The 16,806-nt window shown below is 36.6% G+C and carries 18 protein-coding genes; 12 read left to right on the top strand and 6 right to left on the bottom strand.

Features of this window, described 5'->3' with window-relative positions; genetic code table 11:
* Positions 1-142: 142 nt before the first annotated feature.
* Complete coding sequence (locus FD735_RS01545) at positions 143-2,938, top strand: DNA methyltransferase (RefSeq protein WP_139658324.1); 2,796 nt, start codon at positions 143-145, stop codon at positions 2,936-2,938.
* Between the two features lie 58 nt (positions 2,939-2,996).
* Here FD735_RS01545 and FD735_RS01550 read toward each other — a convergent pair whose 3' ends face one another.
* The gene (locus FD735_RS01550) at positions 2,997-3,746 is read right to left on the bottom strand and encodes a hypothetical protein (RefSeq protein ID WP_139658325.1); all 750 of its coding nucleotides are present in this window, start codon (positions 3,744-3,746) and stop codon (positions 2,997-2,999) included.
* A gap of 284 nt (positions 3,747-4,030) precedes the next feature.
* Between FD735_RS01550 and FD735_RS01555 the strand changes: the two genes are divergently transcribed.
* From FD735_RS01555 to FD735_RS01600, 10 genes are all read left to right on the top strand, one after another.
* Positions 4,031-4,804: a hypothetical protein gene (locus FD735_RS01555; protein WP_139658326.1), complete on the top strand. Its 774-nt coding sequence runs from the start codon at positions 4,031-4,033 to the stop codon at positions 4,802-4,804.
* A gap of 13 nt (positions 4,805-4,817) precedes the next feature.
* A complete protein-coding gene (locus FD735_RS01560; RefSeq protein ID WP_139658327.1) occupies positions 4,818-6,323 on the top strand; it encodes a serine/threonine-protein kinase in 1,506 nt (501 codons plus the stop codon).
* A 16-nt stretch (positions 6,324-6,339) separates the two neighbouring features.
* Positions 6,340-7,002 carry a hypothetical protein gene (locus tag FD735_RS01565; protein ID WP_139658328.1) on the top strand — a complete coding sequence of 221 codons (663 nt, stop codon included), beginning with the start codon at positions 6,340-6,342 and terminating at the stop codon, positions 7,000-7,002.
* A gap of 61 nt (positions 7,003-7,063) precedes the next feature.
* Entirely contained in the window at positions 7,064-7,753 is a 690-nt protein-coding gene (locus FD735_RS01570; RefSeq protein WP_139658329.1) for a hypothetical protein, read from the top strand.
* Between the two features lie 102 nt (positions 7,754-7,855).
* Entirely contained in the window at positions 7,856-8,713 is an 858-nt protein-coding gene (locus FD735_RS01575) for an FRG domain-containing protein (RefSeq protein WP_139658330.1), read from the top strand.
* A gap of 847 nt (positions 8,714-9,560) precedes the next feature.
* A complete protein-coding gene (locus FD735_RS01580; protein ID WP_042902005.1) occupies positions 9,561-10,526 on the top strand; it encodes a hypothetical protein in 966 nt (321 codons plus the stop codon).
* Between the two features lie 204 nt (positions 10,527-10,730).
* Positions 10,731-11,417 carry an XRE family transcriptional regulator gene (locus tag FD735_RS01585; RefSeq protein ID WP_139658331.1) on the top strand — a complete coding sequence of 229 codons (687 nt, stop codon included), beginning with the start codon at positions 10,731-10,733 and terminating at the stop codon, positions 11,415-11,417.
* Between the two features lie 3 nt (positions 11,418-11,420).
* A complete protein-coding gene (locus tag FD735_RS01590; RefSeq protein WP_139658332.1) occupies positions 11,421-12,836 on the top strand; it encodes a Y-family DNA polymerase in 1,416 nt (471 codons plus the stop codon).
* Complete coding sequence (locus FD735_RS01595) at positions 12,833-13,195, top strand: hypothetical protein (protein ID WP_125422848.1); 363 nt, start codon at positions 12,833-12,835, stop codon at positions 13,193-13,195. Before FD735_RS01590 ends, FD735_RS01595 begins: the two co-directional genes overlap by 4 nt.
* Positions 13,188-13,496 carry a DUF5960 family protein gene (locus FD735_RS01600; protein WP_139658333.1) on the top strand — a complete coding sequence of 103 codons (309 nt, stop codon included), beginning with the start codon at positions 13,188-13,190 and terminating at the stop codon, positions 13,494-13,496. The genes FD735_RS01595 and FD735_RS01600 overlap by 8 nt, the downstream gene beginning before the upstream one ends.
* Positions 13,497-13,518: 22 nt before the next feature.
* Here FD735_RS01600 and FD735_RS01605 read toward each other — a convergent pair whose 3' ends face one another.
* From FD735_RS01605 to FD735_RS01625, 5 genes are read right to left on the bottom strand one after another with little or no spacing between them, the layout of a single operon-like run.
* Entirely contained in the window at positions 13,519-13,995 is a 477-nt protein-coding gene (locus tag FD735_RS01605; RefSeq protein ID WP_070697442.1) for a glutathione peroxidase, read from the bottom strand.
* Positions 13,992-14,570 carry a DUF3278 domain-containing protein gene (locus tag FD735_RS01610; RefSeq protein WP_139658334.1) on the bottom strand — a complete coding sequence of 193 codons (579 nt, stop codon included), beginning with the start codon at positions 14,568-14,570 and terminating at the stop codon, positions 13,992-13,994. Before FD735_RS01610 ends, FD735_RS01605 begins: the two co-directional genes overlap by 4 nt.
* A gap of 12 nt (positions 14,571-14,582) precedes the next feature.
* A complete protein-coding gene (locus FD735_RS01615; RefSeq protein WP_139658335.1) occupies positions 14,583-14,924 on the bottom strand; it encodes a hypothetical protein in 342 nt (113 codons plus the stop codon).
* 10 nt (positions 14,925-14,934) lie between these two features.
* On the bottom strand, positions 14,935-15,477 hold the full coding sequence (locus FD735_RS01620; protein WP_139658336.1) for a DUF3278 domain-containing protein: 543 nt from the start codon (positions 15,475-15,477) through the stop codon (positions 14,935-14,937).
* 15 nt (positions 15,478-15,492) lie between these two features.
* Positions 15,493-15,687, bottom strand: coding sequence for a helix-turn-helix transcriptional regulator (locus FD735_RS01625; RefSeq protein ID WP_001082470.1), 195 nt, complete (start codon positions 15,685-15,687; stop codon positions 15,493-15,495).
* A gap of 162 nt (positions 15,688-15,849) precedes the next feature.
* Between FD735_RS01625 and rsmH the strand changes: the two genes are divergently transcribed.
* The gene (gene rsmH, locus FD735_RS01630) at positions 15,850-16,800 is read left to right on the top strand and encodes a 16S rRNA (cytosine(1402)-N(4))-methyltransferase RsmH (protein WP_000159386.1); all 951 of its coding nucleotides are present in this window, start codon (positions 15,850-15,852) and stop codon (positions 16,798-16,800) included.
* The last annotated feature ends 6 nt before the right edge of the window (positions 16,801-16,806 follow it).

The raw sequence follows: 16,806 nt of genomic DNA on the forward strand, positions 1-16,806 counted from the left end.
GCCATCCGACCGATGGCTCTTTGATTTTTTAATTTGCAGTAGTAGTATGCCACAAAAAACGATTTATAAAATTTCATAAAAAAACAAATTGATTATTTTTAATGGTATAATAACATCAAGTAGTAATATTATTGGAGATGAAATGGATATCAAGCAACAGAAGAAAAATGCCCAGGCGTTTATTAAACGTTGGGAAAATCGTGGGAACGAGCGACAAGATAGCCAATCTTTTTGGCTTGATCTACTTCAGTCAGTATATGGGATTGAAAAACCTACAGAATACATAAGATTTGAAAATACAGTTAAGATTGACAAAACAAGTTTTATTGATGGTTTTATTGATGCGACAAAGGTTTTGATTGAACAAAAGGGTTCTCACAAGGACTTAAATAAAGCTATTAAACAGTCTGATGGTACTTATCTAACACCATTTCAACAAGCTAAACGATATGCCACAGATTTACCGTATTCTCAAAGACCCCGTTGGATTGTAACATGTAATTTTAAAGAGTTTTATGTCTATGATATGGAACAACCAAACGGTGAACCCAAGGTCATTAAACTAGCTGACCTGGATAAAGAAGCCTATCGTCTAGAATTTCTGATAGATAAGACAAATGAACACCTAGAACGTGAGATGAAGGTTTCTATTGAGGCTGGAGAAATCGTTGGAGAGATTTACGAGGGGCTGCTTAAGCAGTATATCAATCCTGATAGTCCAGATAGTCTTCATGCGATTAACCAACTTGTTGTGCGTCTAGTATTCTGTCTTTATGCTGAAGATGCGGGAATTTTTGGACATCACATGATGTTTCATGATTACCTGGCTCGTTTTAGCAGCCGTGACTTCCGACGAGGGTTAATTGACCTTTTCTCTATCTTAGATACTCCGATTGAAGAACGAGATCCGTACTTGGATGAGGAGCTTCTTGCTTTTCCTTACGTTAATGGAGGGATGTTTGCTGAGAATAGGCTAGAAATTCCAAACTTTACGGATGAACTACGTGAGTTAATTTTGGAGCATGCTTCATCTAGCTTTGACTGGTCTGAAATTAGTCCTACGATTTTTGGAGCAGTATTTGAGTCTACACTCAACCCAGAAACACGTCGAAGCGGTGGTATGCACTATACCTCCATTGAAAACATCCATAAAGTAATTGATCCACTCTTCCTGGATGAACTAAGAGATGAATTGAATGAGATACGTCAATTCAAGCAATTTAAAACGGTTGAACAAAGAGCTAAACAGTTTCAGTCAAAGCTATCTAGTCTGACATTCTTTGACCCAGCTTGTGGTTCAGGTAACTTCCTTACAGAAACTTATATATCCCTAAGACGTTTAGAAAATGAAGCTATTAAGCTTTATATGGGGGATACAGTAGCATTAGACTTAGGTCAAGACCTTGTTAAAGTGAAATTAAATCAATTTTATGGTATCGAGATCAATGACTTTGCGGTTTCTGTTGCTAAAACGGCCCTCTGGATTGCAGAAAGCCAGATGCTGGAAGAAACTAAAGATATTGTGTTTGCGAATATTGATTTCTTGCCACTTAAGTCTTATACAAATATTGTTGAAGGAAATGCTTTAGGAGTCGACTGGGATACGGTAGTACCTAAAGATAGACTGAGCTATATTATTGGTAATCCCCCGTTTTTAGGAGCGAGAAATATGGGCGATAATCAAAAAAAATCTGTTCAAGCTATTTTTTCAACTCTCAGTAAGAATGATGTACAAATGATGGATTATGTAACGTGTTGGTTTAAAAAAGCAGCTGAATTTATTTTTGAAACTGGTATACAAGTTGCTTTGGTATCAACGAATTCAATAGTCCAAGGGGCACAAGTCCCAATTCTTTGGAAGCTACTTTTTGAAGAATATCAAATACAAATTAACTTTGCTTATCAGACATTTAAGTGGACAAGTGATTCATTACAGCAAGCAGCGGTACATTGTGTTATTATCGGATTCTCCCAAGTCAATAACCCTGAAAAAAAACTATTCACAAATTCTGGCTTTATTAAGGTGAAAAATATAAGTCCTTATTTAACTGAGACAAGTAACGTATTGATTGAAAGTAGAAATAAACCAATTAGCAATGTCCCTCAAATGAAGTTCGGCAATCAACCACGGGATGGTGGTAATTTTATTTTTTCTGATGATGAATACCAGGAACTTATTAAAAACAACCCACAATTGTCGAAGTGGTTTAGACCGTATATCGGAGCAAATGAATTTATCAATAACATAAATCGATGGTGTATTTGGTTAAAACATGCCTCTCCAGTAGAAATTCGAAACAATAAATTTATATATGATCGTGTTAATGCTGTAAGGGAGTTTAGAGAATCATCAAATGCTAAAACAACTCAAGGTTATGCTAAAGTACCACATCTTTTTGCTCAGCTAACACAACCTGATGGTGCTCCGTATATCATCATTCCTCGAGTAACTTCTGAAAGGCGTCGTTATATTCCCATAGGCTTTATGTCCCCAAATGAAGTTTCAAGTGATGCAGTCCAAATAATTCCCAACGCTTCTCTCTACGATTTTGGTATTCTAACCTCTAATGTCCATATGGCTTGGATGCGTACGGTTGCTGGGCGTCTTAAATCTGATTATCGTTATTCAGCCAAGATAGTCTACAACAATTTCCCTTGGCCGGAAGTGACGGAAGTTCAAAAAGATAAGATTTCTAAGACTGCTCAAGCCATTCTCGATGCACGTGCGCTATATCCAGATAGCTCATTGGCAGATCTCTATGATGAGTTAACCATGCCAGTCGAACTTAGACGAGCTCACCAGGCTAACGATAAAGCTGTCATGGAAGCTTATGACATGACAAAAATCGTAGATGGTAAGAGAACTTGGTTAACTGAAAGTGAGACAGTTGCACGATTATTTGAGATGTATGAAGAAATTATACAAAAAACCAATTAATATTTTTATGGCACAAAAAACCTCAGAAGTAATCTTCCGAGGTTTTTTAATTTTATTCTCACCTTATTCTGAACATGATTGAAGAACTAGATACAGTTTTAATTTGTGGATGGTTGTTATAGAATTCGATTTGCCCAATAATAGCAAGATCATAATTTTGATGTTGGTCTATTTCATCCTTGTTTTTCCCTCTATATATAGTTGTCTTTATTCTCCACTCGCCATCTTGTTTGGTCTTCACAATCAATCTGTATTGAGTCTCCCCCAATTTAGTTTTAAATTCTTTAACTTCTAAATGGACGCTCCCATAAAATAGAAAGACGTTATTTTCTTCGTCCTTATCAAACCAGCTCTTCAAAGATTTTCTGGGGATACATTTTCTAGTATTAGGTTGACCTTCTCTTCTGACTAATACTGTAAAAGGATTATCACCTTCATCATTAGCAGGAATTTGATTTTCTTCTCGTTCTCTTGGCAACATTCGATTCAACATTGCTTCAAGTCTATCTTGCATCTCCTCCTCACCTAAATTACTAACATAATCCCTGATTTCCCTCCTGGATACAGATTCATATTTGAGAGAACAATTCGCCATATGATCTGACGACGGTAATGTAGACAAAAAAGCTCTTTTTTTTGATGTTTTATGAGTAAATGCTAGCTCAGCAATCCTACATTCTGGACAAAATATTCTACCTCGGTAACTCGATATATCTCCACTTTTTTGTTCATATTCCTTTTCTAATTCATCTAAATTATGAAGTCTTTGATCCCCAGTGAAATAGAATTCTTTAAATTTCTCTCCCATTTTACCTACTCCTTAACTCGATAATATTTCATATATACTATATTATACCTAATTCAAAGAAAATGCTATTATAAACTTGAAAGTGAATTATAGAAATCTTATTTTTGGTTAAAATATTGATAAACAGAAGAAATTAATAATATCGTAAGAGCTATAAATAATTAATTCTACTAGTTAAGAGCCATATTTAGAATCATACATCTAAATTAATTTTATAATGAGTTATTACTCCAACAAACCAACTCCTTAACACATTAATGGTATAATAACATAGAGGAATTACTATGGAAGAAAATTTAAACCCTAATATTGATCCACGAATAAAATTTAAACTGCTGCCACCAGCTACTATTATTAAAAATTTTGTTGACGGAGAACCTGATTGTAATTATGAGAACTATTTGCTAGAGCTACTTAATAAGTCATCTCATTTTAAAGAAAAAGGTCAATCTCTTTTCTCTAAACCGTTAAATGAAAATAATGGTCAATGTGATGCAATATCGAAAAATTATGAAATAGACTTTAAATTATTATCATCTAGCACTAGATTACAAGCTAGTCATTTGTTTTCTCCGGGCGTTAGCAATTATGGCGATGGTATAATTGGTATTCATGAAAGTAAAAAGAAATTCGGTGAAGTAAAAGCTACTCAGATTCATGTTGCATTCCGAACAAGAGATATATCAGAGCTCACTCGATTAGGGGAAAACTTTTTAAATATTAGAAAGTATGGTATTGAAAGAGATATCATAAAAGTGTTGAAAATGCTTGAAAAACAGAAAAACCTTTTATTATTTTTTCCATATTCGTTTGAGCTGATTGATATACTCGAGACAGATAATTCGGATGATATTATTGTAAGCGCGTTAAATTATGATTTCCACTCACTATTTGAATACAGAAGTTTAAAAGCGAAGGGATTTGATACCTATTTTGTAACCATATTTCAAGATAGACTTTATATTTTTTCTATTCTGGACGACACACTCTGTTTAATTGAGAAAGTAGATTGTATGTTACTGCCTACATTTATTAAATTAAAGAATTACCATCTATAAGGAGGACGAGTTATTGATCAATTCAGATTTTTACAAAAGACTAGCAAAGATATTCTGTGGAGATGAGACAGAGCTGTTTACTTATAAATCAGGGTCTCAGCTAGTTTCTTTTTTCAATACCCATTTCCATACTCAAGATAGTTATGGTCAGGGTTTTCCTACAAGATGGATATATGTGAATGACAAGCTGTTGGACTTTTCATCTAGAGGCATTATCAATTCATTTTTCAACCTTATACTCAGCAAACAATATCTTTTAACAGAGCGTCAGATAAGTGAAGTGGATGCTATAGAGCATCAGCAGAAAATAATAAATGAATTAGATAAAATTTGTTCTGTTTATTCTTTAAAACTCTCAAGAAAAGGAAATGAATTTTATTTAGTAGAAATTGATTTAGATTTAGTTGAGATTGGAAAGGGTGGCTTTGCTGATATTTATTTCCAAAAATCTACAGGATTAGTGGTAAAAAAACTAAATGAGGAATCTGTGAGACGACAATCGTTGAGAAGTAGATTAAAAAGAGAGTATGAAATAACTAAGTCTTGTTCGGATATTGAGAGTATTATTCGAGTATTTGATTTCGATAGTAGTAATTGTTCATACACAATGGAAAAAGCCGATGATACATTGGGAAATTATATTGAAGCAAGTGAGCTGACAGAGGATTCTAAACTCAATATATTGCGTCAAATACTTTATACTATGTCTCTTGTCCACCAAAGAGATGTTCTACATAGAGACTTGAGTCCAACCAATGTTTTCTTCGTGGATGGGATAATTAAGATTGCTGATTTTGGATTAGGAAAAAACCTAAATACTCTGACTTCTCATCAAACAATGGATACAACTTCTTTTGGTCAACTATTTTATTGCGCACCAGAGCAACTATCGCTCTTAAAAGATGCAGATAAACGAAGTGATGTGTATTCACTGGGGCGTATTATTAATTTTGTTATGACTAAAAATCCTAATATTTTTTCACATTCTCTTCGTTCTGTTAGTGAAAAAGCTACGAATTTAGAACCTGATTATAGGTATCAAGACGCTACTGAAATGCTGAATGCATTAAATGCTTGGCTGAGCATTAGAAGTGGCGAAACTTTTAAGAAAACTATATGGGAAAAAATTGATCACGGTATTTTTGATGATGACATAGAAAACTATATTTACGAAATGACAGCAAGAGAGTTATGTCGAGCATGCATCAAAAAAAGTGATGTTTTTATTGAAAGCTTAATGGTCTTTATGAAGTTAGATGATGCGCACTCGATTTATATCATTCAGACGATTCATTCTAACTACGAGCAATATTTGAAACGATTTGAAGATGCAGATCCTTTCGCCTCTCTTTCTTATAGAATTTTAAAGGGACAATTTTCATTCAATGTTAAAGAAGTGGCTGCTCAGATTTTACACTATGTAGCCTATGAAGTTGGGCGCTTTTCTGCTCAGCGTAAGGTAGATAATTTGATTGAAAATGGGATTGAACCATTGATTGAGTCAATATTAGAAAGATAGATTAGGAGGAAATGTAATGACAAATGATGAATATTTCAATGAAATAGAGACATATTTTAATAAATTTAGAGAATATCGCGAAGAATCAAGGTCAATAGCTGCAGGTATTATTGGTGAAAACTTTACTGAAGATGATTTATTTTTTATTTCTGCACTTAACAGACGAGTTCAATTTATTGATGGGATAATGAACTTATTAAGAACAAGAAATCTTACTTGTACAGGAATTATAGTACGAACACAACTTGATAACCTTATGAGAGTCTTTGCAGCTTTTATATCCGAGGACAGAAGATCATTTATTAAAGAGACATTAAGTGGTACACCTATTAGGAATATGAAAGATAATCAAAATGAAAAGATGACTGATGCCAATCTTAAGAAAAGGATGTCGAAGTATTATCCTGAGATTGAAGAAATTTACAATAAATCATCTGGTTATGTTCATTTGTCTGAAGTCGCATTTCATGAAGTCTTTTGGACCGAACGTTTTGAAAAAGAAGACAAAATTAAATTTTCAGTTGGATTACCCCCAAGAGAAAAACTAAATCCTATTTTAATTGAGTGTGCTGAAGTATTCTGTCACTTTACAGAGATTGAATATGATTTTTACCAAAAAATCATTGATTCAAAAAAAGTTTTTGATAATAAACAAAAAGATATTTTTGAATTAATGTGAGCTATATTAAACTATCAATAATTACGAAGATAAAAAATAAATAATAGAGGGGAAATGAATTATGACAACAAATAGTATTAACTCAGATATCACATTGATATCGATTGCTCATAACCAATATGGTGATGAGTTGAACATTGATGATTGGAATTGTGAGTTTAAAAATTGGAAAATGCTACCAATTAAAGATGGTAAATATTATAATTTTTTGAAGAAAGTAGAAATAGATTGTAGAGTGACCCAAGAACCTATATATCGGGAAAACCCAATAATGTGGAAGGTTATACTTAGAAAAAAACCAAACGCTAACTATTTCGTTTCTAGCCTAAATATTGTAAATCATAATATTACTGGAAGTAATAATGCTGAAATAAATTCTACTTCAGAAGAGAGCATTAAGGACAAAGGGCATTTTATTGCCGATTCATTTGATAAATTTCTACTTACAGAGAATGAACTTAAGGAAAATGGATTCAAAGTTCAACAATTTTTTGGTCTAGGGAATAAAAGCAACGTCTCACCTCAAGATTATAGAGCAAATAGAAATTCTAAAGCATATACTGGACAATTGAAATTTGAACAAAAAATCTTAAATTTCTTAAACAAAAGTACTAATATGGATGATGAAATATACTATGAAATAGAAGAAATCAAGTTTAATCAAAAAGTATTCGGTCGGAGAATATTCATAAAATGGCCATCTGGAAATCCAGATTTTACTCATGTTTTTATTCCAGAATGCCGTAAATAGATGTTATTATTAAACATATCAATAAAAAAAGCAATTTTACAACTTTGTGTTTGGATATATTAAAAAGCTAATACTATTTTGATAATTGAGAGGAATTAAACGATGGGATATACAAAGGAAATAGATAGTTTAAAAGATTACATAGATTTTATTGGAGAATATAGTTCGGAATCTAATACGGAACTCTGGTATAGAGGGCATAGAGATGACTCTTGGGCTTTAAGACCTAATATTTTTAGAGATCAAATTTTAGATATGCCTGCTGATAATAAGGTTCACCCAATTAAGTATAAAAATTTTATAAATTTTAAAGATGAGATTATAGAATTTAGAAATCAATTTAAATATAAAAAAAATTATAACTCTGATTTCAATTTATTCCATTATACATTTATTGGTCAACATTATGGATTAAAAACACCTGCACTAGACTGGTCTACAGATCCTCTTGTAGCTTTATATTTTGCTTTAGATAACTATGAATATATTGAAGATGGCCCATTTCCAGTCATATATGTTTTACATCCTAATAATTTAAATGAATATTCAAAGTTGGTCCATTCGAATGAGGGTGTTGACCGTAATATTACTAAACCTCTAATTGTTGAGGAACTAAATGATGAGTGTTTCATGGAGTGGTTTAAGGATTTAAATAATACACCCTTCGATTTTTGCCCACTTGCAGTGAGAAGTAATCTGGATTTGCAGTGTCATAGAATTTCTAGACAATCTGGTGTCTTTACGCTTCATGAAGCTAGGCACTTAAAATCTCCCGATTGGTTTGCTAGAATTCCGGATTTTGGTATAGCACTTAAAATCAATCCCCAAAAAGCTGTAGAAATAAGAAAACATCTAAATTCATTAAACATTAATGAAGCTACAATTTATGGAACTGGAGTTGATAGTAAAGAGTTATCACAGATAGCAAAAGAAATTGCCAATAAAACTGAAAAAATATAGGTTGGTTTTAACATTTAAACAAAAATTCTAACAATTTTTTATAAGAAATTATCTAAATAATAGATTGAATAAATTTTATGATATAGAAAACGCTCTAGACAATATGACTAGAGCGTTTTCTATATATCCGAACATCTAATTTATTTCACAAAAAATGTAGTCAAAAATGTAGTCATTCGGTTGATTTTTATTGCAATACATTGAATTTTGAAAATTCAAGAATCACGTTAAATCAAGGTTTTTTCGTTTCTACTGAAACGTAATGACCCACTATTTAACTTCTGTAAAAACCAAATAAGGTAAACTTTTGATATTCTGGTTCGATTTTATCTTATTTTTAATGAAAGTTTACCTTATTTAAATGAAAGTGATTGAACTTAATTAAAATTTGAATTTTTAGAAACTTATGAAAACGTTGATTTTAAAGCATTTTGAAATTGGATAAAATAAGTGGTGCCCCAACCAGGTCTTAAGAAAGCTCGTAAAGCGTCACAATTTAGTAAACGTTAATTCGAGAGAATTACTATACTTACAGAGAGCACCTTTCGGGGTGTTCTTTTTTATATTTTCATACTAAATTGATGCAATCTGACAAAGTCAGTTGCCTCAGAACGTTAATCAATACGGTACTATCAACGTTTCGAAACACTTCATGGTTCACACCATGGGGTGTTTTTGCTTCTCTCATCTTCTCACGGTATCTCTCATGTGGTATAATGAGACAAGGATTGTTCCTCGTTTTAGACGAGTTTATGGAATTTAGGATAAGTTAGCAGGTGAGATGAGTATTTCTGTCAGTCTCCTATCTACCTGTTAACAACTGTCAAAAGTAAAAGGAGATTGTAGATTGGTTTTATTAGTATTAGGGATTTTGGTTTTGCTCATTCTAATCTTAAAAAGGAAACAGAAAACTGCTAAAAAATCTGAAGGAAATGCCAAGAAAAGAAATTGGCTATTAATAGGTTGCTTATCCATAGTGATCCCAATGGTAATCTTCACAGTGTTCAGTCCGATTTTTTCTCTAATGGATATGTGGGGGCTGTTTGCCCATGCAAGTCGAACTGAGATTGAGCAAGCTGTGCATCGTTCTTATCAAGATTACGGTCTTACAGGACAGTTTGAGTTAGAAAAATACGAGAAAAACTATACAAGTGTGGGAGGATTTATAATCCATGGTACCTATAGTGAAAATATAGCTGGAAAAACCTATCAGGTTAAAACTCGATTTAAATACTATACTCGCTTTTCAAAAAGTGAAACATATGGAAAGACAGATGCAGAGGTTGATTACAAAAATGGTAAAAAAATTTATGATGTTTTCCCAGAATTAGCCTATTTAGGAATTGAGGTTAGTCCAGGCACCAGCGAGTTTTTAAAAACACTGGACAGTTCAATCAAAGATCCTAAACTTCCTGATTTGAAGTATCAAGGTATTGATTTTGAATTTAATAACCAATCTGATAATATCTATCTTTATAATGAAATATTAGAGGAAAATCAAAGCAAGGGCCAAGCTCTGCAAGGAATGTATCCAATGGATGCTCAATATCTGTTCCAAAAAGAGATTTTTATACCAACATTTGAATTTCAGTATTTCGTTCCAAAAGAAAAAAGAGATCTCTTGTATGATGACTATCTAAAAGAGCTTGAAGCGCTCATGAAGGAATTTTTTGCCAACCAACCCCTACCACGCGGTCTTTATGCTGTCAAAATTGCTAAATATAAAGAGGATAAACTTGTCAGTGATAGTGGTGTATACTATGTGAGGATTGAAAATCGTCAAGTTGTAAAGCTGTTGCAAAAATTAGAGTAGGAGTTGTTAGGGCTAGGTAAGTTTTTTGTTCAGAATCTCCAGGTGCAGTTGTTAAAATTTGATTTTCCCAGTGGACAATCGTCCACTTTTTTTATATAATAAAACTAAACCGAATTGGTTGAGTTTTAGAGGTGTAAGCTCAACCGTCGATTTGTTTTTCTAAGAGAGATATTCTCAATAAAACATCACACTAGGGGGTGAATCATGTACCAACCAGAAAAACTCAAGGCTCGGAGAAAAGAGTTAAAATTGACACAGAAGGAAATTGCAGAGGAATTAGGGATTAGTTTTCAGGCTTACTCGGCTTGGGAACGTGGAATTAAGGAACCATCCAAGGAGAAGGTTGCCCAGCTAGAGAACATTTTAAAAGTAGAAAAAGGGTATTTTACTCAGATTGAGATTGTTCGTCTCTACAATAGCCTCTCCAAGCAAGAGAAGGACAAGGTTGTGCTCTATGCTCGCAATCTGGCTCAAGAAGAACAAACTCAGAAGGTGGCGACCATGCCAGAGCGCCTCTACGAGTACCGTGTCTATGAACGTATGTCAGCAGGGATCGGGGCTTCGGTCTACGATGATCAGAATTTTGATACGGTCTACTTTAACGAGGAGTTGGCCCATGATTTTGCGTCCTGGGTAGCTGGGGACTCTATGGAACCAAAATATCAAAATGGTTCAGTGGCTCTGATTCGGGAGACAGGATTTGACTATGATGGGGCAGTTTATGCAGTGGTCTGTAACAACCAGACCTATATTAAGCGGGTCTATCGGGAGGAAGATGGCCTGCGTCTGGTCTCTATCAATCCCAAATATAAGGATATTTTCATTTCCTATGAGGAAGATCCTCGGATTGTGGGGATTATCGTTGGGAACTTTGTGCCGATGGAGGGCTAGCCTATGGGCTACTTTGATTATTCCAGAGAGCCCAAAAGTGACATTGCCTTTGTCGATATGAAATCCTTTTATGCCAGTGTCGAGTGTGTGAAAAGGGGCTTGCATCCTCTGAAGACCTCGCTTTGTGTCATGAGTCGCGCGGATAATTCTACCGGCCTTATCCTAGCTTCCTCTCCCATGTTTAAGAAGATTTTTGGCAAGTCAAATGTTGGGCGTGCCTATGATCTGCCTTTTGATATCAAAACGCGCAAATTTTCTTATTACAATGCTCGAAAGCAAGGCTTGCCTACTGACTCAGACTATGTTCGCTACATCGAAGATTGGGCTCAAGTGACTTTGGTTGTGCCTCCTAGGATGGATGAGTACATCGCAGTCAATATGGAAATCCAGCGAATCTTTCAAAACTATGGCAGTCCAGATGATATTTATCCCTACTCTATTGATGAAGGTTTTATCGATCTGACTAGTTCGCTCAACTATTTTATCCCAGACAAGAGTCTCTCTCGCAGAGACAAGCTGGATATGCTTTCTGCTCGTATACAGAGGGATATTTGGAGGCAGACAGGGATCTACTCTACGGTGGGTATGTCCAATGCCAATCCCTTACTGGCCAAGTTGGCTCTGGATAATGAGGCCAAGCACACTCCGACCATGAGGGCCAACTGGTCTTACCAGGATGTGGAAGAGAAGGTTTGGGCCATTCCCAAGATGACGGACTTTTGGGGGATTGGCAGGCGGATGGAGAAACGCTTGCATGCTCTGGAGATTTTTTCCATCAGAGAATTGGCCACCAGTAATCCAGACCAGCTACAGAAAGCTCTCGGTCAGGCTGGCCTGCGTTTGTGGTTTCATGCTAACGGGATTGATGAGAGCAATGTTCACAGGCCCTATAAAGCCAAGTCCAAAGGGTTTGGGAATTCTCAAATCTTGCCGAGAGACTACGTAAAGCTACGGGATATCGAAATTATTCTCCGAGAAATGGCGGAGCAGGTGGCTATTAGACTGAGAAGGGCTGGCAAGAAAACAACCCTTGTCTCTATCTATGTTGGTTTCTCTAAGCAGGAGGTCAGGTCGTCTATTCACACACAAATGAAGGTCGAACCGACTAATAATACTGCTGTTTTAACAGACCACGTTTTGAAGCTATTTCATAATAAATACACTTCTGGAGCGGTCAGAAGTGTCGGAGTCAACTATTCAGGATTTGTGGACGAGTCCTTTGGCTTAATCTCCCTCTTTGATGATGTTGACAAGTTAGAAAAAGAAGAAAGGCTCCAGACGGCTATTGATGCCATTCGGGAACAATTTGGTTTTACCTCCCTCTTAAAGGCCAATGCACTGGAAGAAGCCTCTAGGAGTCTTGCCAGAAGCAAGCTGATTGGGGGGCATTCTGCTGGAGGATTAGATGGACTAAAATGATTGATCGTTCTTATTTACCCTTTCAATCTGCACGTGACTATCAAGATCCAGGGATGCAGAAGTGGATGGGCTTTTTCCTATCAGAGCATACTAGCTCACTCGGTGAAGAAAAAAATCGGGTAGCTTTCTCGACGAGTTTGAATTCCGTTGAGAAGTTACTCTTGCTTTCGCAGCTGTATATCGGGCAACTGAAGGGATGCTTTATGGTCAAGAAAAAGAAGCAGAAAACCACTATCGTCGGCGAGGTAAGCGAATTATCACCTCAAACTCTATCTATTAGGACAAGTGAGGGCTACAGGCTGATAGAGGTAGCAGATGTTCTCGAAATTCGACTGTGGGAGGAGGGAGTGTATGACTAGAAAAGACTTGTATGAAAACAAACTGCAGATGGATTATTTTTCAGAAGCCTATATTCGTTTTGAAGAAGATTTTCAAAAATACTCTGCCATGAATGTGCCACTGACTTTCTTGATCGATGATATCCTACGCACCATGGCGATGAATCAGAAGAACTACTTTGTTTTAAACAAGGAAAATGCCAAGGATGGGCGGGAGCATCGCTTTTATTTTAGGGTAGTGACGGAAAAAGAGTGTCCCAGAAATCGAACCTATGCATACGCTGGAGTCGAGAATACTGACCAACATCTCTATTTTGCTTGAAAGGATACGTTTTAAAAAGAAATTAGAGTATTTTTTGGAGAGACTCTTGGATGGTTTGGGGGTCTGTTTTGGAAGAGAAGCGCTCAAGGACTTGCCCATCTCGGCCAATGAGAAACTTAGCAAAATTCCATTCGATTCGTTTTCCTAGCGGGCCAGACTTCTGGTCTTTTAGCCAAACATAAAGAGGATCAGCCTCCTTGCCGTTGACCTTAATCTTGGCAAAGCGAGGGAAAGTTGTCTGATAGTGTAGGCTACAGAAACTATTGATTTCCTCTGCGCTGCCAGGTGCTTGTCCCATGAACTGATTGCAAGGGAAATCTAGGATTTCAAAGTCCTTATCTTGATAGCGTTCATAGAGTTCTTGAAGCCCCTGGTACTGGGGCGTTAAACCACATCCAGTAGCAGTGTTGACAATCAAGAGAACTTTGCCACGATAGCTCTCCAGGGGAGTTGCTTGGTTATTTTGGTTCAAAACAGAAAAATCATATACACTGGTCATTTTTCTATATTCTCCTTATGCATTCCTGATTCAGAGTGTTTCACCTCGTGTTCCGATAAAAAGGCATAGGTCATGGTTCCAAAGATGGCTCCAATTCCTAAACCCAAGACTAGTAAAGGGAGCATTTTATCGAACTGGGAGAGATTGTCCCAAAAGGTGTCGAGAGGAAGATGCTGAACAAAGAGTTTATGAAAGATTAGTAAGAGGAAGAGACCAAGCTGAATACTGATGAATACACCCCAACTACGAACTTTGATTTGGCTTTTGCTGTAGCTTTTGTGATGGATTTCGGACGGGTCATCCTTGTCTAAATGTAAGTTGCGAACTGCTAGTCTCGCCCTAGATGCGAGGACGAAGATAAGTCCAAAATAGAGGTAGGGCATGGCATCTCGAACCAACTCTATGAAGCGTCCAAATAGGAGATAGAACAAGAAGAGTAGGAGGGAGGAGTAAACGATTTGGATCAAGGCACGGGCACAAGCCTTGTAAATCATCTCTTGACGGCATTCATCAAAAGGCCCTTGTATGTGAAAGAATAGTTTGAGTAAGCGAGTGGTGAGATCTTCTTTTTTCATGGGAGTAATCTCCTAAATGAGCGATTTTTGATTGACTTCTTTAAAGAGTTGATAGAGAGTATAGAAGTAAACCAAACTAAAAATGATACAGATTATTAGAAATACCAGGTATCTCCAATCCCTAGGATTTGTTAAAAGTTGTGGAAAGGATACGAGGATAAAACAGAGAGATGCGTTTAGAAGACGTATTTTTTTTGATTGGATTTTCTGGAATCTCTGTCCCTTGTTCAATACAGGAAGGAATAAAAGAAAGATAATCAAGAAAGGATGCTCAATATGTCCAGAAAGTAGGAAAAAGGTAACAAAGATACTGATAAAAACATGACTGATCAGTAGTCTAGCTAGTGATTTCATAAGGCACCTCCTAGTCGTCTTCTTGGTCTTTCTTTGCTTTTTGAATGCGAAGAGAGACGATAATTTGCATCATCAGTCCAAAAAAGAACGCTCCCAGTATCGTTTTTAAAATATGTTTTGAATTCAGAAGAGAACTGATGAAATTTGGATTTTCACTGGTTAGGGTATCGATGAGTGGCATTATAAAAAATATCGCTATTCCATAGATTAGGCCCGCTTTTAGACCAGGAAAATGCAGTTGTTTACTTTCTTTCTTACTTAACATTTCGGGATCAATAGCTGTGATGCCCGTTTTCTTGGTTTGAGAGACCACATAGAGGGCAGCCATCATCGAAATGCCAAACACCACGAGAGGATAGCCGATAGCGACAATTTGTGGGTATTTATAAGCAAGGACAAAGGGAATGAGGTTGCCAAATATCATGAGATAAAAGAGAACGATAAAGACCTGATTCCCGATACGATCGGCCTCGCGCCGTTTGTGTTCGTCAAGGGGGCCAGAAATGCCATATGTGCGTTTGATGAGTTTGTCAGTGAGAGTTTCTTTTTTCATTTGTTTGCTCCTTTTTTAAAAATCGTCTTCCCAAAAGAGACTGTTGAGGTCAGTTTGGAGGCTGCGGGCAAGATTGAGACAGAGTTCCAGGGTTGGATTGTACTTGTCGTTTTCAATCATGTTGATGGTCTGTCTCGAGACACCGATATCTTTGGCGAGCTCGAGCTGGGAAATGCCCAGTTCCTTGCGGAATTCTTTGACACGATTCATAGGGTCTCCTTTCTGATATGTCGTATATATTTGACTATATTATATTCTTTTGGGGATGGGATGTCAAGTATATATGACATATTTTTGAGAATTTTTTTCGAAGAAACTTAGCCTTGTCTGACAAGTGCAAGCTGGTCAGATTTGTGGTAAAATAGATAAGATATGACAAAAGAATTTCATCATGTAACGGTCTTGCTTCATGAAACGATTGATATGCTTGACGTAAAACCTGACGGTATCTACGTTGATGCGACTTTGGGTGGAGCAGGCCATAGCGAATATTTATTAAGTAAATTGAGCGAAAAAGGGCATCTCTATGCTTTTGACCAGGACCAGAATGCCATTGATAATGCGCAAAAACGGTTGGCACCCTATATCGAAAAGGGGATGGTAACCTTTATCAAGGACAACTTCCGTCATTTGCAGGCACGATTGCAGGAGGCTGGTGTCCAGGAAATTGATGGAATTTGTTATGACTTGGGAGTGTCCAGTCCTCAGCTAGATCAGCGTGAACGTGGCTTTTCTTATAAAAAGGATGCGCCACTGGATATGCGGATGAATCAGGAAGCTCGTCTGACGGCCTATGAGGTGGTCAATCATTATGACTATCATGACTTGGTTCGGATCTTTTTCAAGTATGGTGAGGATAAATTCTCTAAACAGATAGCTCGTAAGATTGAGCAAGCGCGTGAGGTGAAACCCATTGAGACAACGACGGAGTTGGCAGAGATTATCAAGTCGGCCAAGCCTGCCAAGGAGCTCAAGAAAAAGGGGCACCCTGCCAAGCAGATTTTTCAGGCTATCCGAATCGAAGTCAATGATGAGCTGGGCGCTGCAGATGAATCTATCCAGCAGGCCATGGACATGCTGGCTCTGGATGGTAGAATCTCGGTCATTACCTTCCATTCGCTGGAAGACCGCTTGACCAAGCAATTATTCAAGGAAGCTTCAACAGTGGAAGTTCCCAAAGGCTTGCCCTTCATTCCAGATGACCTTAAGCCTAAGATGGAATTGGTATCCCGCAAGCCAATCTTGCCAAGTGCCGAAGAGCTAGAAGCCAACAATCGTTCGCATTCAGCCAAGTTGCGCGTGGCTAGAAAAATTCACAAGTAAGAGGAA

Source organism: Streptococcus sp. 1643 (genome assembly GCF_006228325.1).
In the GTDB taxonomy this organism is placed as follows: domain Bacteria; phylum Bacillota; class Bacilli; order Lactobacillales; family Streptococcaceae; genus Streptococcus.